This window comes from Dyadobacter sp. OTU695, assembly GCF_038440355.1.
GTDB lineage: Bacteria > Bacteroidota > Bacteroidia > Cytophagales > Spirosomataceae > Dyadobacter.
This window is the reverse complement of record NZ_JASATN010000001.1, coordinates 162,931-184,631: the sequence shown is the minus strand read 5'-3', so window position 1 is coordinate 184,631 and position 21,701 is coordinate 162,931. Positions and strand designations below refer to the sequence as shown.

Sequence of the window (21,701 nt, the reverse complement as noted above, 5' to 3'; positions counted from 1 at the left end):
TTAATGTACTATCATGAATAGAACAGACTTTTTGCGGACACTCGCCGGCAGCGCACTTACTGTTGGCGCATTGGCTGAGCAATCACTTGCAAAAACATCCAACAACATATTGGTGGAAACCGCTCCATTCAAGCAGGCCCCGCTTCCTTATGACTTTGGCGCACTGGAGCCCAGCATCGACAAGCTGACCATGGAGATCCACTACGGAAAGCACCATGCTGCATATGTCAAAAACCTCAACGATGCGGTAAAAGGAACAGAATGGGAGAAAAAGTCCCTGGAAGATATCATCAAATCGATCAGCAAGGCTCCCGCGGCAATCCGTAACAACGGCGGCGGGCATTGGAACCACACTTTCTTCTGGGAAGTAATGGGTCCTAAGAAGAGCGCTGCGCCAACCGGTGCCGTTGCCGACGCCATTAATGCCCAGTTCGGTTCATTCGACAAGTTCAAAGAAGAGTTCGGCAAAGCTGCAACTACCCGTTTCGGCTCAGGCTGGGCCTGGCTCGTGGCAAAAGGTGGAAAACTCGCCGTAGGTTCCACGCCTAACCAAGACAACCCATTGATGGACGTTTCCGATTTCAAAGGAACACCAATCCTCGGCATCGACGTTTGGGAGCACGCCTATTACCTGCATTATCAAAACAAACGCCCGGATTATGTCAAGGCGTTCTGGGATGTGGTGAACTGGGATAAGGTTGCTGAGAATTTAAAAAAAGCTTAAAAACGAAGAAATATCAATCTGAGCGAAGAAATGTCAGTCTGAGCGAAGTCGAAGACAGTCCATGCGGATTACCGTTGTGCACGCCCTTCGACTCCGCTCAGGGAGACAATACAATTCTTCCTCCCTTTCAAAAATCTAATTACAGTAAGCCCCAATCACCTTATAAGCCTGCTGATAACCCAATTCACCGGCTTTGCTTAAATCGAGACAGCCGTCGTTGATTTCCCCCAGGCTGTTTTTGATAATTCCCCTCAGATAATAGGCTTCCGGATAATCGGAACGCAGTTTAATAGAACTGGTAAAATCCAGCACCGCACCCATTTGATCGCCCGATGCTGAGCGGATCATCGCCCGTGAGAAATAGGCATTTGAATAGGTTGGATTGAGTTCGACGGCAGTCGTCAGGTCGGCCAGCGCGCCTTTCAACTCCCCTACCTTCGACTTTGCGATCGCGCGTACGTAATATGCCTCCGCGCGCTCGTTCGTGAGGGTTTCGATCTTTACGTGTGTCTGTACCTGGTCGCGCAGTTCGTCCAGCTTTTCTTTATTGATTTTTCCTGTAAACGCGTTCTTTTTAGGATCGCCGGTATATGCGTTTTTCACTTCAATGGCTTTGGAAAGATCTGCGATAGCCCCGCGGGGGTCATTTAGCTTCCCTTTGGCAAATCCGCGGCCGTAATAGGCATTGTAGTTTTCGGGGTCGAGTTGGATCGTTTTGTCAAAATCGATAATAGCGCCCTGAAAATCTTCGAGTTTATTCTTGGCAAACCCGCGGTTGCTGTAATATTCGCTGTCGTTCGGGCTCAGTTCGATGGCACGGGTAAAATCGGCGGCGGCACCCTGATAATCTCCGAGTTCGAGTTTGGCCAAGCCTCTGCCGGCATATGCGCCGGTTCGTTTCGGACTAAGCTCGATCACACGGGTAAAATCCGCGAGACTGCCGGCGTATTCCTGCAAATCCTGCTTACAGTTCCCTCTCGCATATAATGCGGCAAGCTCGTCCGGGTTCAGTGCGAGCGCGTGGTCCAGGTCGATCAGCGCATTGCGGTGATTTTTCAATTTGGCATAACTCACACCGCGATTGTAGTAAGCCTTAGGCTCTTCGGGATTGAGCTCTATAGATTTCGAATAATCTTCGATCGCCGAGCGAAAATCTTCCTGCAAACTCTTGCTTACACCACGGCTTTGATAATAAAGTGCTTCCTTGGGATTCAGTTCGATGGCTTTGTCGTAATCCTGCATCGCTCCACGGTAGTCTTTGAGATTGGCCTTGGCGAGCCCGCGGTTGAAATAGCTGGGCGCATGGTCAGGATTCATGGAGATCACCGAGGTGTAGGCCTGCATTGCCCCATTGAAATCACCTGTTCCGGCTTTGGTATTACCGTCTTCGAAGTACTCGGCTGCTGAACGTTGTGCGAAAGCGGGGCAATGGAAGATAAACGCAAAAAGAAATGAAATGCCCGTAAATTGAAGTCTCATGAATGTAAACCTTTTCCTCAAATCAATGTTTTTTAAATAGTGTATAAAAGTATTCAAATTCCGAGTCAGCATCAAAAAAAGAAAAGCCCTATTTTTGGAATAGCTCCAATCCACATCCATTCACCAGAACCACACCAGTTATGTCTTCAACCACCAGGAAAATATTGCTTGTTTTAATGCTGATAATAGCCGGCGCGGCGGTTTATTTCGTATTTTTCAAATCACCCGTGCAGCAAAACAACGAACTCGCCGAAGCACCTGCCGCGCAGGAATCGGTTTATCTGCCGCTCACCGACCTTACAGGCAAGGAAGTGGCGATGGACGAGAACAAGATCGCATTCGTAAACGTGTGGGCAACCTGGTGCGGGCCGTGTAACATGGAAATGCCGGGCATCCAAACCCTGTACAACAAATACAAGGACAATGGGAAAATCGCCTTCTACATTATATCCGATGAGGATGCCGAAACGGTAAATCCCTTCATCGCCCGGAAAGGCTATGATCTTCCGTTTTATCAATATGCCGGCGCTTATCCGCAGGCGCTCGACGGCAATGCAATCCCGAGAACCTACATTATATATAAGGGAAAGATACTGGCGCAGGAGATAGGCGCCTCGCAATGGGACCGGCCCGAAGTGATTGAGCTCATCGAGAAGCAATTGGCTGCGATATAAAACAGAAAAGGCGTCGTGCAATGTGCATGACGCCTTTTATATCAATTTCAGGTTAGCTTATTCAACAATGAAGCTACCCTTCATCAGCGCATAGTGGCCTGGGAAGCTGCAAATGTATGTATAAGTCCCTTTTGCAGGAGCTGTGAACTCGATAGTATCGCTTTCTCCACCGCCTACCAGCTTGGTATGCGCGATGATGCTGGCTTTTTCTGATGCAGGGATATAATCTGTTTCCCTGGCAGCAGCAGCTTTTGAACCGAATGCAGCTACATCAGTACCTGGTTTCAGCAGAACCCAGTTGTGACCCATAGCAGCTTTCGCAAGTTTACCTGAGTGTGTCAGCGTAAGTTTCACTTTTTGTCCAGCCTTCACTTTGATCTCTTTCAGGTCGAACTGCATTGCATCGCTTCCTTTGATCACGATCGCCTTAGCTTGCTTCACATCGCTTGCTACTTCTTTTGCAGGAGATGTTTTAGCCGAAACAGGGTTCAATGTAACTGCTCCGAAAGCCAAAACAGAGGCAAGAAGCATTACGCCATACTTGGTCCTTTTCATATTCTGAGTATTAGTAAACTTTTGTTGGTTAAGATTTAACTGGTGCAATTTACGACACGGGTTCTGAAAAATACAATCCATTAACAATTGTTTGAACTTAAAAGAGGATCTTATACTGGTCGCGAACGGCCATTCCGACGCAAATAACCGATAACACCATCATATAGTGATTGATATCCACCGGGTCCATCGGCAACGGCAGCTTGCCCGACTTCGTAGAAAGTGCCAGCAGCATCATTGAAAACAACGTCCACAATGCGCTCTTCTGACGGTTGGCGAGGCCGACGCAGGAGATCAGCAGTGCTACCAGGATACAGAACGCCTTGATGATCAATCCGACATACTCCACCCGGAACCAGGTAATGCAATAGAAAAGTAAAGCGCCTAGACCAACGGTGGAATAAAACAGGTATTTGCCGCTCTGATAGCGCATGATCAGGCACCACGACGCCGTGACCAGGCACATCGCACCGAGCGTCATCTCCCCCGCTTCGAATATCTCGCGGGCCATCCCCAGCCCTTCAACACCGGCATAAAACAGAAAGTCAGTCAAGGCGACGAGCGAAATGCTTCCGAAGAAAATGCCCCAGAGCCACCTGATCAGAACGGGTTGCTGCCTGAAATACCGGATGAAGATAAATAAACTGGTGATCGTCAGAACGAGGTTAGAAAATATGTGCGGATTCAGAAATATGTTCATAAACAGCCATCATGTCGTCAAAAAAGCAATTTACAAATTATGCCTACATTTTGCTACTTCGTGCTTTTCGTCCTACTTTTACCGAAAAAACTGATTTACCAACATGAGCGTTTTAGTTAATAAAAACTCCAAGATTATAGTTCAGGGATTTACCGGTTCGGAGGGCTCGTTCCACGCCCAGCAAATGATTGAATACGGTACGAATGTCGTAGGTGGTGTTACGCCTGGCAAAGGTGGGCTTTCTCATTTGGAAAGACCTGTTTTTAATACAGTTGACCTTGCCGTACGCGCTACCGGTGCAGACGTTTCGATCATTTTCGTTCCGCCGGCTTTTGCCGCTGACGCGATCATGGAAGCTGCTGATGCTGGTATCGGCGTGATCGTTTGTATCACCGAAGGTATCCCAACCAAGGATATGATGCAGGCGAAAGAGTATATCAAAGGCAAAAACACACGTCTGATCGGCCCTAACTGCCCTGGTATTATCACCGCGGAAGAATGTAAAGTAGGTATTATGCCTGGCTTTATCTTCAAAAAAGGAACGATCGGTCTGGTATCAAAATCCGGAACGCTTACTTACGAGGCGGTAGATCAGTTGTCACGCGCAGGATTAGGCCAGACTACGGCTATCGGTATCGGCGGCGACCCTATTATTGGTACCACTACGAAAGAAGCGGTTGAGCTCCTGATGAACGACGACGAAACTGAAGCGATCGTAATGATCGGTGAAATCGGCGGAAGCATGGAGGCGGACGCTGCTGCATACATCAAATCGACCGGCAACAAAAAGCCTGTCGTAGGTTTCATCGCTGGACAGACTGCACCGAAAGGACGTCGCATGGGTCACGCGGGTGCGATCATCGGCGGCGCGGACGATACTGCGGAAGCAAAAATCAGAATTATGAAAGAGTCGGGCATCTTCGTCGCAGAATCGCCTGCATTGATCGGCGAAACGATGTTGCTGGCACTTGGAAAGAAATAATCATTGCTAACTGACTTTGATCAAAGGGCTGGGGAAACCCAGCCTTTTTTGTACCGATGAAGTCCATATTTCCCGCTGTTTTTTGGGCTTTTTTCACGGCAATAACCTTACTAGGGTCGTTGGCGCAGGGCGCGGCAAAAGTAAACCCGCCAAGCCAGTTTTTTCCGGTATACAATTACCAGGACGACTGGCTTGTGTACAGCGAGCAATACAAAAACTACGTCCCGTTTTCGCAGGGCGTTAATGAAGGCACCCGATTCGCAAGCATCTACGTCGATCTGGTCAAAAACAGAAGGTACTCCCTCCTTGTCCATTCTGAGAGCGAGAGCTATCTTTTTCTCGAAGGCGCATTACAAAACCGCATTGCGGCAGGCAAATGGCAGGAGCTGAACCTCGATAGCCTGCACCGTATTTACCGCAAGGATGAACTGCTTCTGACTATTTACGGCAGCCCGGGCATTTCCGACAAGACGGTCATTATCTGTAACAAGAAAAAACTGACGGATTCCGAAAGTCCCTCACCGTCTCGTTCAGGGTTCATCAATATCAAGCCGGTTTCCTTCACGCCTTTCGGCACGTTTGCGGGAATCGCATTGATCATTATTTTGATAATGAATGCGTGGATTTACAATCTGAACCCGCTTTCTTTTATCCGTTTGATAAATCCTATCGAATTTTTTAACAACGACCCGCGCGACCAGCTTTCGAAGATCAATAAGCCGTACAGCAACACCGTAATCTTCTTTGTCGTGATCAGTTCGATGATGATGGGCTTTACGGTCATTTACCTCTCGGCGAACAGACTTAATCTATTCTCCGTCAGTACGATACTATCCGAAAAAGCTAACACGCTTCAAATTCTGGGAGACTTCTGCATTCTTTCGCTGATCTTCTTTCTTCTGGTATACGCCAAGTACATATTCATGGTCCTGGCGGGCAATATGCTCAATCTGGACAAGCAGGTCGACATTATTTTCATCAAAATAGTACAATCATCGTACCTGTTTTATGCGTTGGTGTTTCTGGTCATTTTTGGTTTATATTCCAACCATATCAACTGGCTGGAAACAAGCAGACCATATATACTTCTGCCTTTTCTTTTTTTCTATGTGGCCCGGTTCGTCGCACTATATGTTGTAGCCAAGCCAGTCGGCTCGTTGATTAATCTCTATTTATTTTCTTACCTTTGTGTCATCGAAATAATCCCGCTCATTGTGAGTATGAAGTTTGCTTTATAGTCAGGAAACATGAATTGGGAATAAACTAATGAGGATTATACATGAGTGATACCATCAATTTTGATCAGGACCGGCTTAAAAAAGTAACCAGTCTTTTGGTAAGTCAATCCCGACCAGCAGACGAGAATTCACCTTACTACGAATTAGCCAGAAAGTACAATATCAAGGTTGATTTCCGGCCTTTCATACAGGTCGACGGAGTTTCCTACAAAGACTTTCGCAAGCAAAAAGTCAACATTCTGGATCACACGGCTGTTATTTTCACAAGCCGTAACGCGATTGACCATTTCTTCCGTATTTGTAACGAAGGCCGTGTTGAAGTACCAGCTACGATGAAATATTTCTGTATTTCAGAGCAAACGGCCAATTACCTTCAGAAATACATCGTGATCCGCAAGAGAAAGATCTTCACAGGCACCAAGACGGCGGCCGAACTGATCGAACTCATGCGCAAACACAAGAAAGAGAAGTTCCTCTACCCGTGCTCAGATGTCAGGAAGAACGACATTCCCGAGTTTGCGGACATAGAGGAGTTTCATTTCACAGAGGCAACTATGTATCAGACAGTTTCTGCGGACTTATCGGATCTGGAAGATGTGTACTACGATATCATAGCGTTTTTCAGCCCGTCGGGGATCAAATCGCTTTTTGACAACTTCCCCGACTTCAAGCAGAACAATACCCGTATTGCCGCTTTTGGCCCTACGACGGCAAAAGCCGTGGAAGACGCCGGACTCTTTCTGGACATTCAGGCACCGCTGCCGAATGCCCCTTCGATGACAGGCGCGCTCGACCTGTATATCCGCAAAGCGAACAACGTATAAACTGCTTCACAAAGGCACCAAAAGCCCCGGAAAAAATCCGGGGCTTTTTCATGTTTATATCAATTTTTTTAAGCAATATGCGTTATCAATCTAAATCCGAAAGCATATCAGCGTGATCCTTAAATCTATTCCTGCGGCATGATTTTGACTTTTACTATTCGAAGTACCAGATATATCCGGCCCTTTGCACTATTGCTTTTTCTACCGCTCTGCGCTATCGCCCAGAAGGACGCGCAGTTCAGTTTGTTCTCGCTGAACCAACTTTACCTGAACCCGGCAGCTGCCGGCTCCGATGGGCTGACGAAGTTTCAGCTCACGCACAGGACTCAATATGCAGGTTATCAGGGAACTAATATTGACGACACGGGCGGAGCACTTTCGACACAGCTCTTTTCATTTAGTATGCCGATCAAGAATTTCGGTATCGGCTTTTACGCATTGAATGATAAGAGCGGCCCCAGGACAGACCAGGACTTCAAACTTTCAGCTGCATATCATATTCCCCTGGGTGGGGGCAAGTTGGGCGTGGGTGTTAGCGCCGGCCTGTTTCGCCAGGCGATCGACTACGGTAAACTGAGAGCCCGTGACCCGGACGATCCTTTGATCCAGACAGGAACCATCTCCGAAATCAATCCTGATTTCTCCGTCGGGGCACGCTATGAAAACGAGACGTTCTATGCGGGTCTCTCTCTGAACCACTTCCTGAAACCAAAATACCAGCTCGGCTCCGAAACCGGTACGAATCCGCTGCCGCGTACACTTTATTTTAATGCCGGCGTGAATCTGGAACTTGGCTACCTGCTGGATATTCAACCGATCGTACTTGTCAAATCGGATATCAACACCGTTTCGGTTGAAGGAGGTGCTACCCTTACTTACAACAAACGTTACTGGATTGGCGGTACCTACCGGCAACAGGACACTTACTTCATCATCATGGGAGGCATTTATCTGCTGGCCGATCAATCTTTGCGGCTCTCGGGCGCGTATGATATGGTTGTAGGCGGGAATAAAACCAAGTCACCTTCTTCCTTCGAGGTAATGCTTTCATATGCGTTGCCTTCGCCGAAATTCGGCAAAAAGGCCCCTATCCGCACGCCACGGTTCCGTTTCTAGCAGATTCGCCCAAGCGCTTCGGATATAGTAATATTTTATCACCAAATTATTAAAAATCCAAGATTTGAATGTCAAATCGACGTTTTTTACAAGCCTCTTGGTAAGTCGTGTGAATCAGTTTGCGAAACTTTGATTTATATTTGTAAAATGTTCGGCTTCCATACCAATTGCATTATTCTTACGTTTAGTCGATAAACACCTGATTTAGTATTCGATCCATCGAGATTTCAGCGTTGAAATCAAGCAGTACTCATACTGGCAGGCGTTCACATTTTGTTTTATTTCAAGTATACTAGATATCATTCGTTGACGTTTTTAGGCTAGCATTTTATTATCAAAATTTACAAAACCACTATGAATGTGAAAGTGTTCTATCGGGATGGAGTCAAAAGCCTGCTTCTGGTAGCCGCATTAATGCTCTTGCAAAGCTGCGGTTTTCTCAAGAGCAAGTTTGGCAAGGGAGGAAAAGAAGAAAGCGGTATTCAAAACGGTGAAATCACTGCTACTGCCCGCAAGGGATTCAAGCAGACCACACCTGCCGGGATGGTCGTGATTCCCTCAGGTTCTTTTGTGATGGGCCAGGCAGACGAAGACATCGCTTCCTCCATGAACAACATGAACCGTCGGGTAACTATCAGTTCATTCTTTATGGATGACACTGAGATCACCAACAACGAGTACCGTCAGTTCGTGAACGCGTTGCTGGTTGACTCCGTATCCGTACTGGGCGAAGAAGAAATCATGGCCAAGTACTATCCTGATACAACCGTTTGGAAAAAAGACTTTGCCTATTCCAACGGAGATCCTTTTGTAGAATATTACTATCAGCACCCTGGCTTCGATACCTATCCGGTGGTAGGTGTTAGCTGGATCGCTGCGACCTATTTTTCAGCATGGCGCACCAATCTGCTCCATGACTTCCAGAACAAAGAAGGACAGTTCAATTCGACTGGCTTCCGCCTCCCTACCGAAGCAGAATGGGAGTGGGCAGCCAGAGGCGGACGTGCAGTCGCCAAATATCCCTGGGGTAACCCTTACACCATGAATGCAAAAGGCTGCTTCCTGGCAAACTTTAAGCCGCAACGTGGTAACTACGATGCAGACGGCTATCCTTACACAGGCCCGGCCAATGCATACAATCCGAACGATTTCGGACTTTATAACATGGCAGGAAACGTCGCTGAGTGGACATCAGATGCTTACACAGACAATGCAACAGCGATCGTATGGGATATGAACCCTAAATACAGCGACCCTAACGAGCCCCGCAAGGTGGTGAAAGGTGGTTCTTGGAAAGACATCGCTTATTACCTGCAAACCGGTACCCGTACTTACGAGTTCGAAACTGAAACCCGTGCATTCATCGGCTTCCGTTGTGTCATGGATAATGTAAATGACCGCGGAGGAGCTCGTGCCCGTCGTCGCTAAACAAGACTTTCACATTCAAAGAAGCAGCGTTCATACACTGCTTCTTTTTTACGATCTGACTGAATCAATCCAACACTTTTCTTACTATAATTTTTTCACTGTAACCGATTTCAATTCACATGGCTAAGAGTAGCGGACCTAATTTTTTTTGGGATAAACTTGTACCAACAATATACAGTGCGGGTGCTGCCGTCGTAATTTTAGGAGCTTTGGCAAAAATTCAACACTGGGATTTCGGTGGCCCTCTTTTGACCGCAGGTCTGGGAACCGAGGTTCTCATCTTTTTGCTTTATGCATTGCAAACTTTGACCCAATCGACAGATAAAGATCCGGATTGGACCAGAGTTTATCCTGAACTTGCTGACGATTATAACGGACCAGCTATCTCAAGAAGCTCAGCCCCTAGCAGCAATATCACTGCCAAACTGGATAACATGCTGGATAATGCCAAAATCTCTCCTGAGATTTTCGATAGTCTGGGCAAAGGTTTCAGAAACCTGTCTGAAACAGTAGGCAAAATCACTGACCTTACCGACGCAACAGTAGCTACAAACGACTATGCAAAAAATGTCAAGAACGCTTCAACCGCGATCAACGACATGAACAAGTCTTACGGAATTGCTATCAACGCAATGTCGTCGATGGCCGATGCTACGAAAGATGCACAGTCATACCGCGACCAGTTCCAGCAAATCACCAAAAACATGGGTGCATTGAACGCTGTGTACGAACTGGAATTGCAGGACACTACCAAACACCTGAAGGCGATGAATGCTTTCTATGGCAACCTGACAGCCGCTATGGAAAACATGGCTGACGCTACGAAGGAATCACAAGTGTTCAAGAGCGAAATGGCGAGACTTACCAATAACATCTCTTCATTGAACGGCATTTACGGGAATATGCTGACCGCAATGCGCGGCGGCAATGCGTAACAGCGCTCAGATAATGACTCTGTGGTCCCATCCGTGGTTTACCCGGGTCACAGGGTCATTGTCGTTAGTTAAATAATTCGATCACTGAAACTGATTACACAATAATATGGCAGGTGGAAAAGAAACACCCCGTCAAAAGATGATTGGAATGATGTATCTGGTGCTTACGGCGATGCTCGCATTGCAGGTAAGTTCAGCTATCATCGAAAAATTCATCCTACTGAACAATTCTTTGGAACTATCCTCCGGAGCAGCTAACAAAATCAATCAGGAAACGGTCCTTAAAATCAAGGCCGCAGTTGAGAAATCGGGTAACCGCGCAGCTGACGTCGCCGTGATCAAGCAGGCGGATGAAGTGCGCAAACTTTCATCGGACATGACCAACCAACTGAATGCCCTGAAACAGGAGATCATTACAAAGGCCGGTGGCGGTTTTAATGAAGAAGGTGGTATCAAAAACCCGCAAGAGGAAGCCAAAGTGGCGGAATTGATGATTGGTGTCAGAAAAAATGGTAAGGCCTATCAGTTGAAGCAAACACTGAACTCCTACACAGCATCGCTTAACAACTATTCCCCTAACAAATTTCCCGGACTCGCGCTTGACGGTCGTGAAGATCCTGTTGCAAAAGGAAACAAAGATCAGCGTAACAAAGACTTTGCAGAACTGAACTTCGAATCTACCCCAGTTGCAGCGGCACTGGCTGTATTGAGCCAGAAACAAACGGACATCCGTCGGATGGAAGGCGAAGTACTGAACTACCTCGCCAGCAAAGTAGGTGCTGCCGATATCAAATTCGACCGCGTACTTGCCATGGTGAGTGCCGATGCAAAAACAGTAGTAGCAGGCACCAAATTCAAAGGTCAAATGTTCATCGCCGCTTCTGCTTCGGGTATCACCCCTCGCATGAGCCTGAACGGATCACCTGTTAAAGTAGAAAATGGAGTAGGTATCATCGAATTCACTGCACAAGGTGGTGGTTATAATGCAGAAGGCCTCGCTAAGAGAGAGCTTCGCGGACAGATCACTATCCCTACCCCATCGGGCAAAGACACTACTTATACTATGACCCAGGAGTACTTCGTAGTGAAGCCTTCCTACCAGATCGAAACAGGAACATTGCCTCCTTTGTATTTGGGTTGCGCCAACAAATTGAGCATTCAGAGCCCTGCGCTCGGGCCACTTTGGGCACCTAGCTTCTCAACAGATGGCGGTGAGATCATTAATAGCGGTCAGAAAGGTAAATTCACGATTGTTCCTAGCAAAGCGAGCCTGAATATTACGGTGAGTAATGGAGGTAATGTACTGGGCTCCGAGCCTTTCCGCGTAAACCGTGTGCCGAAACCTTCTCTGGAAGTACGCGTAAACGGGGCCGTATTTGACGAACGTCGTGGTGCTCCTGCTTCTGGTACAAGAAGTATCCAGGTAGTTGCCGTTCCTGACGAGAGCTTCAAGAACTTCTCTCCCGAAGACGCTAAATTCCGAGTATCACAGGTCGAGATTTCTCTGGCCCGTGGCCCTAGAAGGATCAATGGCGTGACATTGAACGGCGGAGGAGGTTCTATCTCTTCTCTGGCCCAACAAGCACAACCAGGTGACCGTTACGTAATTTCAATTCTGAAAGTGGAACGCCAGAACTTTAAGGGTGCTGTAAGCGAGGTAGAAATGGGTAACCAAACTCGTAGTGTGACGCTATACTAATCCACCTCTTTTAGTCGTTGATTGGACAATACAACTTATGTATGATATGAGAAGAATGAACGGAAAAACGATTGCATGGTCTTTGCTGTCGCTGTCTCTTGCAAGTACTGCCGCGTTTGCGCAGGAGAAAGAGGATTCGACTGCGAATCAGTTCTCGTCGCGCCCCATAGCCGACGGCGACGTGATGATGAAAAGAACGCTCTGGAGACGGGTCGATTTGAAAGAAAAGCAGAACATTTCCATGTTCTCTAAAAACAATGAGATCACACGCTACTTGTTGGACGCGGCGAAAGCAGGTTTGATCGACGCGTATACAAACGATTCCTGCGCAACCAAAATCGGTGGTGATGAGCTGCATAAGCGCATTCTTATACCTAACCAAACAGCTGGTCTTTCCGAAGAGGAAATCGCAGCAGGTTTCGGAGAACCTGCAAAAGCGGATGGTTGGGACTCAAAAGCCAAGACAGATCCAAGCAAGCAGGCTCCTGCTGCTGACGATGGCTGGGGCAATGCCAAAAAGGATACTAAAAAAGAAGCCGAACCGGTAGATGACGGCTGGGGTCCTCCTAAGAAGAAATCTTCGAAAAAAGGGGCTAAAACTGAGGTAGCGAAAGAAGAACCGAAAGTTGAAGCTCCGAAACCGGACAGCACTTCTTTTGAAACACAGCAGGTAGCTGCATCGGAAGAAGAATATTTCCCTGATCAGTTGAGCATTCTGGAAGTGAAAGAAGACTGGGTTTTCGACAAGAAACGCTCACGTTTGTACAACGATATCCAAACAATTACAATCGTTCTGCCTTCTGACCAGACTGCCACAGGGCTTGAATTGCCAGTCGCTTCGTTCCGTTGGAAAGATGTTGAAAGGCTTTTCAGAAGTGACCCTAAGAAATATATCTGGTATAACACCCATAATACCGCTCAAAACAAGAACCTGGCCGATGCATTCGATCTTCGCTTGTTCTACGGACGGATTACCAAGTTCTCAAATGCCAATGATAAGGCTTTCCTCGACATCTACAACGGCGAAAAAGAGGCTCTTATCAAATCCCTGAACTACGAACAGGAACTGATGGAACTGGAACACGGTCTTTGGGAATACTAAGACAAACAGATATCAAAATACGAAAGAGCTTCCGATTGGAGGCTCTTTCTGTTTATACTCACTTCAAAATAACCTGATTTACATTGCTTGAAAAAGCTATTGACTTACGCGTCCGTTTCTGGGCATGTGTCCAGCATAAGAAAAGGTCAGTTAGAACGGTTATATCCGCTCTAACTGACCTTCATCTTTTCAATGCCTTTATTCTGGTTAACCTGCTGAATCCTTTATTTTCTTTTCAGCTTCAACTTCAATTTACTTGCCGTTTTTACTTGTGCATCCGTCAAGCCTAACGCAGCAATAGTTTTGTTATAATCTTTGAGAATTTCAGCACTTAAACGGCCACCGCTTACTATTTCGCCGGGAACAATCACGACACGAATGTCCTCAAAAGTTCTTTTGGGAGCCGTGTTCTGAGTCTCATTCCAGTCGGTAGGGATCAATTGAACAAAGAATGTGGCGTCATCAACGGCATGAACAAATGTAAACGAACTTATTTTTCCGCCTCCGAAGCTGATAAGACCCGGCATTGGCCAGTAAACACCCTGTGCTTTCAGATAAACCAAAACAACCGAAGAACTAAAAGCACTATCCTCTGCCGGAGTAAGGTCTGATACACCTGTAATAAAACCTCCTGTACTGTCAGTATCGACCTGACCTGTTGAAATAATCAATGCCGAACTGCTGGCTCCATCTTCTCCCTTTGGACCTGCTGGTCCCGCTGGCCCGGCTGGTCCCTGTGCTCCCGCCGCACCTGCCGGTCCAACAGCGCCATCGTCCCCCTTGCAACTTACCATAGCAATCATCAACACCACAGAGGCAAATAGTAATAATTTTTTGAACATAACTGTTAAAGTTTAGAAAGTGATTAATAAGAAACTGTACGAGCCAATACGCAGGCAAATCCCGTTCTGACGAGGGCAGAGGCGTTTAACGCATAAATTATACAAAAAAAACAACTATTCCTTTCGGCTTTCCAAAGAATCGACTTGCGCTTCCAGTGTACGGTAATGTGTCATCTCTTTGAGCATTGCCACATTGCCATCCGGAAGCTTCATCTCTACCGACCAATTCATAGAAGCAGCTAATTGAAAAATCATCAGTTGCACCTGATTTCCTGCTATGCGCGGCAAATCGCTTTCCATAGCCTTGTCGTTCATCGTCTGCTTGGCCTCATTCAGAATGGCGGTATAGTCGTCACTGTGGAAGCGGTTCAGCCAGCCTTGCTCGATGTCGTAAAACTTGTAGTCGGTATCGATCGACAGGATTTCAGGGGCAGGGAAGAAGTCAATAACCAGTTTACGTTCGCCATCGGGGCGATGGAATTTCATTTTGCCAAAATCATAACCTACCAGAACCTTGGCTTTGGCGATAATCAGTGCCTTCTTTTTGTCATTGATAAGATTCCAGATATTCTTGTCATTCTGGTAGTTGTATATCTCGGTAAAATAGCCTTCGGCCATCACTACTTTAAAAACCTTCTCGATCCGCTCAATCAGCACGGTAGCTTCCTGCGTCGACACATATTTCTTCGATTTCCTGTTCTGCAACCAGGTATTGAGTGCAGCACCGGCTAAACCGCCGGCAACAAGGGTAATGATCAAAAAAAATAGTGTAGTGGAATCCATATTTCTATTTTTGTACTGACTAAAATTCAAATAAAAACGGCACAATGCCAAATAGCCCACAGAAATATCTGGTAACCGTGGCTGGTCCTACGGCGGTCGGAAAAACCGCATTATCGATCAGACTTGCCCGGGACCTCGGTACCGAAATCATATCCGCCGACTCTCGCCAGTTCTTCCGCGAACTCAGCATTGGCACGGCCAAGCCAACGCCTGAAGAGTTGATACAGGCCAAGCATCATTTCGTGGACTCTCATTCTATTTCGGAGGCATATAGCGCAGGCGACTTCGAACGCGACGCATTGGCGCTGCTCGATCAGCTTTTTCAAGAATATGACATGGTGGTCATGACCGGAGGCTCCGGGTTCTATGTCAAAGCGGTGCTGCAAGGCCTCGACGACCTCCCGACCCCACTTCCCGGGCTTCGCGAATCACTCATGGAGAAGCTGAACGACAATGGGCTTGTACCTCTTCAGGAAGAAATACGCCGCATCGACCCCGAATTTGCCGCTACACCGGAAATAGCAAACCCTCAGCGCGTGATTCGAGCGCTGGAAGTGTTTTACACCTCCGGTACGCCCATCAGTCAGTTTAAACTAAACAATGCCCGTAGCAGGCCATTTCATCCCATTAACATCGCTCTTGACCGTAACCGCGCGGAGCTCTATCAAAGAATAGACCAGCGAATGGATATCATGCTGCAAGAAGGGCTGGTAGAAGAAGCTAAAAGTGTGATTAAATACAGGGAGCATCACGCACTCAAAACGGTGGGATACCGGGAAGTATACGGCTATCTCGATGGCGAGTATGACGAAGTGGAAATGGTGCGGCTTTTAAAACAGAACTCACGTCGTTATGCCAAGCGGCAGCTCACGTGGTTCAGGCATCAGGGGAATTTCGAGTGGTTCCATCCCGATGAGTATGACGGTATTCTGGAGTATGTAAGGCTACAGGCGGGTTTACTTTAAAACATTTGACGGAGCGCTGGCCCCGTCAAATGCTGTGGTATCAGTCTTCGAGCTCGCGGTAAGCCAGAATGCCTCCCAGTACATTGCGTACATTTGAGAAACCCTGCGATTCGAGGTAGCGTGCTGCTTTGCCGCTACGTGCACCGGAACGGCAATGGATAATGATTTCCTCATCCTTCAAAGGTTCAAGCTCATCCAAATGATCTGGCAGCTCTCCCAAGGGGATCAATATTGCGCCCAGGTTATCCTCTTCGTATTCGTGTTCTTCGCGAACGTCATAAAAATGCAAATCTTCGCCCTTTTCGAGGCGCTCTTTCAATTCTTCAACGGTAATATCCATATTTCAAAAATTTGTGACGACTGAGTCTATTTAGAAATTAACATTTTTTGTACAAAAGAACGTTTCCCGTCGGTGGCCTTAAATATATAAATGCCCTGGGTTAAATGGTCGACTGTGGCCGATTGCTGATCGCGTGCTGGTTCCAGCGCATGCACCAGATTGCCACCGGTACTGTAAACTTCGATTTTTTTAAGCGATTTATTATTCCAACTTACTTCGCCTCTTGCAGGATTAGGATAGAAAATAGCGTTTACCGGATCCAGCGGCTCGTTACCTGTGATGATTCCCTGTGCTTTTTTGCCAAGATACGGACGAACCATGATCGAACCTTTCAATGAGGTTTCTTTTGCCCATTCGGTTCCGAGGTTGTAATATACTGCACTACTGCCCAAAAGCGAATTGCGGTCGAAGCCCACAGTCACCGGCTGGTCGTTAATCTGCAGCCAACCGATATAGAAAGTGTCGGCTACGGCCACGGGTGTCGCAAATGCGTAATCGATAAATCCATCCCGCACTGCCGGGTAACGCACAGCAACCGACCGCTGGGCAATCACCTGATCGGGCTTACCGCCTTTGCTATTATAAATCTGGATGGTAAAGCCCTGTCCTGAAATATCTTTATTAAAAGAAACCATCGACATCCGTACCCCGCCGATCGTATCAGCCTTGGCGAGCACATACCGAACGGCCACACGCCCGAGCTTCTGGTTCACCTGCACGCCATATTCGGCACTGCCATCGTCGTAGGCGAAATAATCTGTTAATGCAGCCTTTGCAACGATGGTGTCATTTGTTTTGAGGTTCGAGCCCGGAATGGTATCCGTAGTGGCCACGAAAAATTTGCTGATCAAATGCAGGCTGTCGACCTGAGCGGCCGCATTAATGGGCGCTATCCTGACTCTCAGTACTTGCGACTTCAACGCATCAACAACGATCGAACGCTGCACATTACGCGCGAACTCGGTACCGCGCTGGGCATCCGTGAGCGTATAGGTGCTCGTAAGGACGTTGAAGTTGTTGAAATGATTAACAATATCGGTCTTGACCGAGTCGGCAGTCGCTGCGACCGGGTTCACACGATACTGCCGCAGGGGCATCGCCGTGTATTTTTTCAGGATATTGGACACCGGCTTGCGCATAGCAACATCGAACAAGTACGGCTGCTTTACAGATCTTTTTGTATTCAAATACACATAATCCAGATGCCAGGTATCGTAAGGACCTGAACTGCGGCCATAAGACCTGAACCTGAACTGGAAAGCATCATGCAGATAATTGGGATCCTTAATGGAAATGAACTGCTGGTGAAACAGCGTATCTACTTCATATCCCAGCTGCGCCCAAACCGGCACCCATTCCTTTGCTTTACTGTAAAATTCCAGTTGCAGGAAGTCGCTGGAATCGGGTAGTTCTCCCAGGCCTTTTGCAGCCCAGTAAAAACTGAGGTAAACTGAGTCGGCCGCCACTCTTCCGTTCAGATTGACGGGTTGGGAAGTAAGTGTGTCGGTATAGCCCTGTGTCAGGGGATTTACGAGGTTGTAGGGAACACCATTGGCATTCAAACCATCAAACGTAGCTACATTGACCGACGGATGCGAATTAGTAAGTGTGTTGTTGATATAAACCCCGCTTCCCGGCAGCCAGTATTTCGCGCTGGGCGAAAGCGTTTTAGCGGTAGAAAAATCATCAAAGAAAGGCAGGCTCATCGATGCCTGGGTTCGGAGATTTCGGGATTCAGACTCGTCGTCATCACCGTACCTGGCCTGATCGATCGGCACAATGCTTAGTTGCGCATGAACGATCTGGCTTTGTGCCATGGCCAGCATGCAAATCCAAAGAAAAATCCTGTGTGTGAAGAATTTTTTACTGCTCCGGTTGATTTTCATTATCCGTCGTTTCAGGCGCCTGCGGGGTAACCCACAAGTCGATTACGTCCCCTATTCTTACCTTATTACCCGCGTCGGGATTCTGCCGCACGATCGAGCCTGGTGCCTGGCCCTCCTCTGCCGGCACTTCCATTACCTGGCCCACTTTCAATCCTGCTCCCACAATCGCTATTTTTGCTTCATCCAAAGGCATCCCGATCACCGACGGCGTTTCAAACTGTGCCGTTCCAAGCCCTTCTCCCAGTTCCAGGTCGATTTTCGAGCCTTTCGCGATCGGTTGACCGGGAAGGATCTCCTTACCATTATACATTTGCCTTAAAACGGCATTTTGCGCCATATCCGGAACATAAGAGATATTTCCCTCTTCCAGGCCAACGCTCTTTAACAACATCTGCGCACTGCGGTGCGTCATGTCCGTCAGCTTTGGCATTTTGATCAGCGGCGCGGTACGCGAAACCACCGTTACATAAATTTTTCGGCCTTCCTTCACTTTCGAGCCGGGCAGCGGGTATTGCGAAATAATGGTCAATGCAGGCACATTGGTCACAAAAGTACAGTCGACTTCATAGCGCAGGTCGCGGTCGCCCAGGAAGTCTTCGAGATCTTCCACGCTTTTCTTTTTCAGGTCGGGCACGGTAATCGCCTCACCATGATTGGTTGTAAAAGGCAGGTATACGAAGAAAAACCCCAGAAAAAGGACCAAAAGCAGCGAGACAATAATTCCGATATGTATGAAAAGATCAGTTCTGGACTGTGTACTTATTTTGGCCATGAATGTATTTAGATGCGCTTTGGGATTATAAACGGGTAAAAATAAACGTAATATTCCAAGATGCCAATATGCTAAACAGCATACGAACCGAGAATTCTCCTGATGTATTTACCCAGAATATCAAATTCGAGGTTCACCGTGTCTCCGGCCTTTAACGAATGGAAATTAGTAAAGTTATAGGTGTAAGGAATAATAGCCACACGAAATGCATTTTCCTCTGAATTGAAAACCGTGAGGCTCACGCCGTTAATGCAAATCGAGCCTTTCTCGACGGTAATATTGCCGGTCGATGCATCGTATTCGAAATCGAACAGCCAGCTCCCATCGCGCTCCGCTATCTGCGTGCACCGGGCAATCTGGTCGACGTGACCCTGCACGATATGTCCGTCGAAACGGCCGTTTGCCGGCATGCAGCGTTCGAGATTTACTTTGCTGCCAGGTGTAAGGTCGCCCAGATTGGTTTTCAAAAGTGTTTCCTCAATGGCTGTTACCTTGTATTGGTCGCCATCGACAGCTACGACGGTCAAACAAACCCCATTATGGCTTACGCTCTGATCTATTTTAAACTCGTTGGCAATCGTCGAGCGGAAAGTGAAGGTCTTGTTAGTCCCTTCCGTTTCGACATTCATCACCTCGGCGATTGATTCTACGATTCCTGTAAACATTTTAATATCCGATTATAATGCAAAGTTACAATTTCCTAACCGCTCTCCTACCACACAAAATTCCCGTCCCTGCCATTATTCGTGACCTACTGCTTTTCAATTAGGCATTCTTTGCGAACTTTGTGGGAAATAAGCGCTGCGGAATTCGCGGTAAGGTGCTTGTAATCCAAATCTGTTGATGAAAAAAGTCCTATTTATTGATCGCGACGGTACGATCATTGTCGAGCCTCCTACCGATTTTCAGGTCGATTCCCTGGAAAAGCTCGAATTCCTTCCCAAAGCCATTTCCGCATTGCGCAAAATCGCGGAGGAAACCGATTATGAATTGGTCATGGTAACCAACCAGGACGGCCTCGGCACCGGCTCTTTTCCGGAAGATACTTTCTGGCCGGCCCAGGACAAGATGGTCAAAACCCTGGAAGGCGAAAACATCCGTTTCGCTGACGTGCATATCGACCGTAGTTTTCCCGAAGATAACCTCCCTACCCGCAAGCCGGGCATCGGAATGCTTACTGCTTATTTTTCGAATGAATACGATCTGGCCAACAGTTATGTGATCGGCGATCGCCTCACCGATGTTCAACTCGCGGTAAATCTCGGCGCGAAGGCGATCCTTTTCCGCTCCGAAATGCCTGAGGAAGGCATTACCGACCAAATGAACGAAAGCACCGCATTGGTTAGCAGCGACTGGGACACGATTTACGAGCATTTGAAACTTCCTTCCCGCAAGGCATTTGTAGAAAGAAATACCAAGGAAACGCAGATAAAAGTCGACCTGAACCTTGATGGCAGCGGCCGATCCGATATTCATACAGGCCTCGGCTTCTTCGACCACATGCTCGACCAGCTCGCGCGTCATTCGGGAGCCGATTTGTCTATCCACGTCGAAGGCGATCTGCATATCGACGAGCACCATACCATTGAAGATACCGCATTGGCCCTGGGTGAAGCTTATCGCCAGGCGATCGGCGACAAACGCGGAATCAGCCGTTATGGCTTCCTGCTACCGATGGACGAAGCTTTGGCACAGGTAGCAATCGATTTTTCCGGTCGCCCCTGGATCGTGTGGGATGCAGAGTTCAAAAGAGAGAAGATCGGGGAAATGCCTACGGAGATGTTTTTCCACTTTTTCAAGTCATTCTCAGACACTTCGCTGTCAAACCTGAACATCAAAGTCGAAGGCGACAACGAGCATCACAAAATCGAATCGATTTTCAAAGCATTTGCCAAGGCGATTAAAATGGCCGTTAAACGCGATCTTAAAGCGCTGGATTTCATGCCGTCGACCAAAGGTGTGCTTTAATTTTTTGCTAACAGCGAGCCGATGTGGCTTTTTTTAGCTATTTTTGCCCATCTTACGTTGCATTATAATCGAGTACAACTATGACAATGACCATTATTATGATTGCTTTTTATGTGGTTCTTCTTAGCGCCGCGTTCCTGGTTGGACGTTGGTTGGAGAACAATGAAAAGCAATGGAAAACGAATAAGTAAGGGTTGTTAATACGACCCTTTTTTATTTGTCTGGCTTAACGCATAAGAGAAATATGATTTCAGCGCCACACTAAAAAGTGACCGGCTGAACGTTTTAGACGCGTTGGGTGTTACCTTGGTTCTCAGAAAACTGTTTTTCCGTGTTCAGAACACTTTGTCTCATACTACTTACGGCCTTCCTCATCTGTAAAGCCACAGATGTTGCCAGTTTGCTGCTGGCCAAGGAAAAGGCATCTGTGGTTTGTGATTCGGAAACCTGCGACAACGAGGAAAAAACAGAGGTCGAAAAATTAAACGACGACCAGTTACTGATTTCACATAACGTACATTTTGACCACTACGTCGCCTTAATCCCGGTCAAAAGCTCATTCTTCTACACCGCGAATTTCGATAACGAAATTTACCGCAATCTCCTTTCTCCGCCTCCGGAGCTTATCTGATTTTATTTGATTTAAAACTCATCCGAGTTCTTTGCCGTCGTAACACGATGCGGTATTT

At 47.3% G+C, this 21,701-nt stretch carries 22 protein-coding genes; 13 read left to right on the top strand and 9 right to left on the bottom strand.

Annotation, left to right across the window (positions count from 1 at the left end):
* Positions 1–13: 13 nt before the first annotated feature.
* On the top strand, positions 14–724 hold the full coding sequence (locus AAHB90_RS00835; RefSeq protein ID WP_342083008.1) for a superoxide dismutase: 711 nt from the start codon (positions 14–16) through the stop codon (positions 722–724).
* A gap of 135 nt (positions 725–859) precedes the next feature.
* Here AAHB90_RS00835 and AAHB90_RS00830 read toward each other — a convergent pair whose 3' ends face one another.
* Positions 860–2,203: a tetratricopeptide repeat protein gene (locus AAHB90_RS00830; protein ID WP_446717865.1), complete on the bottom strand. Its 1,344-nt coding sequence runs from the start codon at positions 2,201–2,203 to the stop codon at positions 860–862.
* Positions 2,204–2,343: 140 nt separating this feature from the next.
* Here AAHB90_RS00830 and AAHB90_RS00825 point away from each other — a divergent pair, with 140 nt between their 5' ends.
* Positions 2,344–2,877 (top strand): TlpA family protein disulfide reductase, encoded by a 534-nt coding sequence (locus tag AAHB90_RS00825; RefSeq protein ID WP_342083006.1) that lies wholly within the window; start codon positions 2,344–2,346, stop codon positions 2,875–2,877.
* A gap of 57 nt (positions 2,878–2,934) precedes the next feature.
* Here AAHB90_RS00825 and azu read toward each other — a convergent pair whose 3' ends face one another.
* Both azu and AAHB90_RS00815 read right to left on the bottom strand, forming a co-directional pair.
* Positions 2,935–3,432: an azurin gene (gene azu, locus AAHB90_RS00820; RefSeq protein ID WP_342083005.1), complete on the bottom strand. Its 498-nt coding sequence runs from the start codon at positions 3,430–3,432 to the stop codon at positions 2,935–2,937.
* 97 nt (positions 3,433–3,529) lie between these two features.
* Positions 3,530–4,132 (bottom strand): hypothetical protein, encoded by a 603-nt coding sequence (locus AAHB90_RS00815; protein ID WP_342083004.1) that lies wholly within the window; start codon positions 4,130–4,132, stop codon positions 3,530–3,532.
* Positions 4,133–4,235: 103 nt separating this feature from the next.
* Between AAHB90_RS00815 and sucD the strand changes: the two genes are divergently transcribed.
* The 8 genes from sucD to porN all read left to right on the top strand — a co-directional run bounded on the left by sucD (position 4,236) and on the right by porN (position 13,456).
* The gene (gene sucD / locus AAHB90_RS00810) at positions 4,236–5,114 is read left to right on the top strand and encodes a succinate--CoA ligase subunit alpha (protein WP_015812376.1); all 879 of its coding nucleotides are present in this window, start codon (positions 4,236–4,238) and stop codon (positions 5,112–5,114) included.
* 56 nt (positions 5,115–5,170) lie between these two features.
* Positions 5,171–6,352 carry a DUF4271 domain-containing protein gene (locus tag AAHB90_RS00805; protein WP_342083003.1) on the top strand — a complete coding sequence of 394 codons (1,182 nt, stop codon included), beginning with the start codon at positions 5,171–5,173 and terminating at the stop codon, positions 6,350–6,352.
* Between the two features lie 41 nt (positions 6,353–6,393).
* Complete coding sequence (locus AAHB90_RS00800; protein WP_342083002.1) at positions 6,394–7,176, top strand: uroporphyrinogen-III synthase; 783 nt, start codon at positions 6,394–6,396, stop codon at positions 7,174–7,176.
* Between the two features lie 138 nt (positions 7,177–7,314).
* Positions 7,315–8,292 (top strand): PorP/SprF family type IX secretion system membrane protein, encoded by a 978-nt coding sequence (locus AAHB90_RS00795; protein ID WP_342083001.1) that lies wholly within the window; start codon positions 7,315–7,317, stop codon positions 8,290–8,292.
* A gap of 354 nt (positions 8,293–8,646) precedes the next feature.
* Positions 8,647–9,720 (top strand): type IX secretion system lipoprotein PorK/GldK, encoded by a 1,074-nt coding sequence (gene porK / locus AAHB90_RS00790; protein WP_090374870.1) that lies wholly within the window; start codon positions 8,647–8,649, stop codon positions 9,718–9,720.
* A gap of 119 nt (positions 9,721–9,839) precedes the next feature.
* Positions 9,840–10,655 (top strand): type IX secretion system motor protein PorL/GldL, encoded by an 816-nt coding sequence (porL, locus tag AAHB90_RS00785; protein WP_342083000.1) that lies wholly within the window; start codon positions 9,840–9,842, stop codon positions 10,653–10,655.
* A 106-nt stretch (positions 10,656–10,761) separates the two neighbouring features.
* Positions 10,762–12,354, top strand: a complete 1,593-nt coding sequence (porM, locus tag AAHB90_RS00780; RefSeq protein ID WP_342082999.1) for a type IX secretion system motor protein PorM/GldM — start codon at positions 10,762–10,764, stop codon at positions 12,352–12,354.
* A gap of 37 nt (positions 12,355–12,391) precedes the next feature.
* Entirely contained in the window at positions 12,392–13,456 is a 1,065-nt protein-coding gene (gene porN, locus AAHB90_RS00775; protein WP_342082998.1) for a type IX secretion system ring protein PorN/GldN, read from the top strand.
* 224 nt (positions 13,457–13,680) lie between these two features.
* Here the strand turns inward: porN and AAHB90_RS00770 are convergent, their stop codons facing one another.
* Together AAHB90_RS00770 and AAHB90_RS00765 are read right to left on the bottom strand one after the other, a co-directional pair.
* On the bottom strand, positions 13,681–14,298 hold the full coding sequence (locus tag AAHB90_RS00770) for a hypothetical protein (RefSeq protein WP_342082997.1): 618 nt from the start codon (positions 14,296–14,298) through the stop codon (positions 13,681–13,683).
* Between the two features lie 114 nt (positions 14,299–14,412).
* Positions 14,413–15,081, bottom strand: a complete 669-nt coding sequence (locus AAHB90_RS00765; protein WP_342082996.1) for a DUF4230 domain-containing protein — start codon at positions 15,079–15,081, stop codon at positions 14,413–14,415.
* A gap of 44 nt (positions 15,082–15,125) precedes the next feature.
* On the opposite strand from AAHB90_RS00765, the gene miaA reads away from it, so the two are divergent.
* Entirely contained in the window at positions 15,126–16,046 is a 921-nt protein-coding gene (miaA, locus tag AAHB90_RS00760; protein WP_342082995.1) for a tRNA (adenosine(37)-N6)-dimethylallyltransferase MiaA, read from the top strand.
* 40 nt (positions 16,047–16,086) lie between these two features.
* On the opposite strand, the gene AAHB90_RS00755 is transcribed toward miaA, so the two are convergent.
* The 4 genes from AAHB90_RS00755 to AAHB90_RS00740 all read right to left on the bottom strand — a co-directional run bounded on the left by AAHB90_RS00755 (position 16,087) and on the right by AAHB90_RS00740 (position 19,709).
* A complete protein-coding gene (locus AAHB90_RS00755; protein WP_090374863.1) occupies positions 16,087–16,386 on the bottom strand; it encodes a rhodanese-like domain-containing protein in 300 nt (99 codons plus the stop codon).
* 26 nt (positions 16,387–16,412) lie between these two features.
* Positions 16,413–18,272, bottom strand: coding sequence for a T9SS type A sorting domain-containing protein (locus tag AAHB90_RS00750; RefSeq protein WP_342082994.1), 1,860 nt, complete (start codon positions 18,270–18,272; stop codon positions 16,413–16,415).
* The gene (locus AAHB90_RS00745; RefSeq protein ID WP_342082993.1) at positions 18,250–19,044 is read right to left on the bottom strand and encodes a PASTA domain-containing protein; all 795 of its coding nucleotides are present in this window, start codon (positions 19,042–19,044) and stop codon (positions 18,250–18,252) included. The genes AAHB90_RS00750 and AAHB90_RS00745 overlap by 23 nt, the downstream gene beginning before the upstream one ends.
* A 71-nt stretch (positions 19,045–19,115) precedes the next feature.
* Positions 19,116–19,709 (bottom strand): riboflavin synthase, encoded by a 594-nt coding sequence (locus tag AAHB90_RS00740; RefSeq protein WP_342082992.1) that lies wholly within the window; start codon positions 19,707–19,709, stop codon positions 19,116–19,118.
* A gap of 178 nt (positions 19,710–19,887) precedes the next feature.
* On the opposite strand from AAHB90_RS00740, the gene hisB reads away from it, so the two are divergent.
* Together hisB and AAHB90_RS00730 are read left to right on the top strand one after the other, a co-directional pair.
* Complete coding sequence (gene hisB / locus AAHB90_RS00735; protein WP_342082991.1) at positions 19,888–21,012, top strand: bifunctional histidinol-phosphatase/imidazoleglycerol-phosphate dehydratase HisB; 1,125 nt, start codon at positions 19,888–19,890, stop codon at positions 21,010–21,012.
* Between the two features lie 331 nt (positions 21,013–21,343).
* Positions 21,344–21,643: a hypothetical protein gene (locus tag AAHB90_RS00730; protein ID WP_342082990.1), complete on the top strand. Its 300-nt coding sequence runs from the start codon at positions 21,344–21,346 to the stop codon at positions 21,641–21,643.
* Positions 21,644–21,701 lie beyond the last annotated feature (58 nt).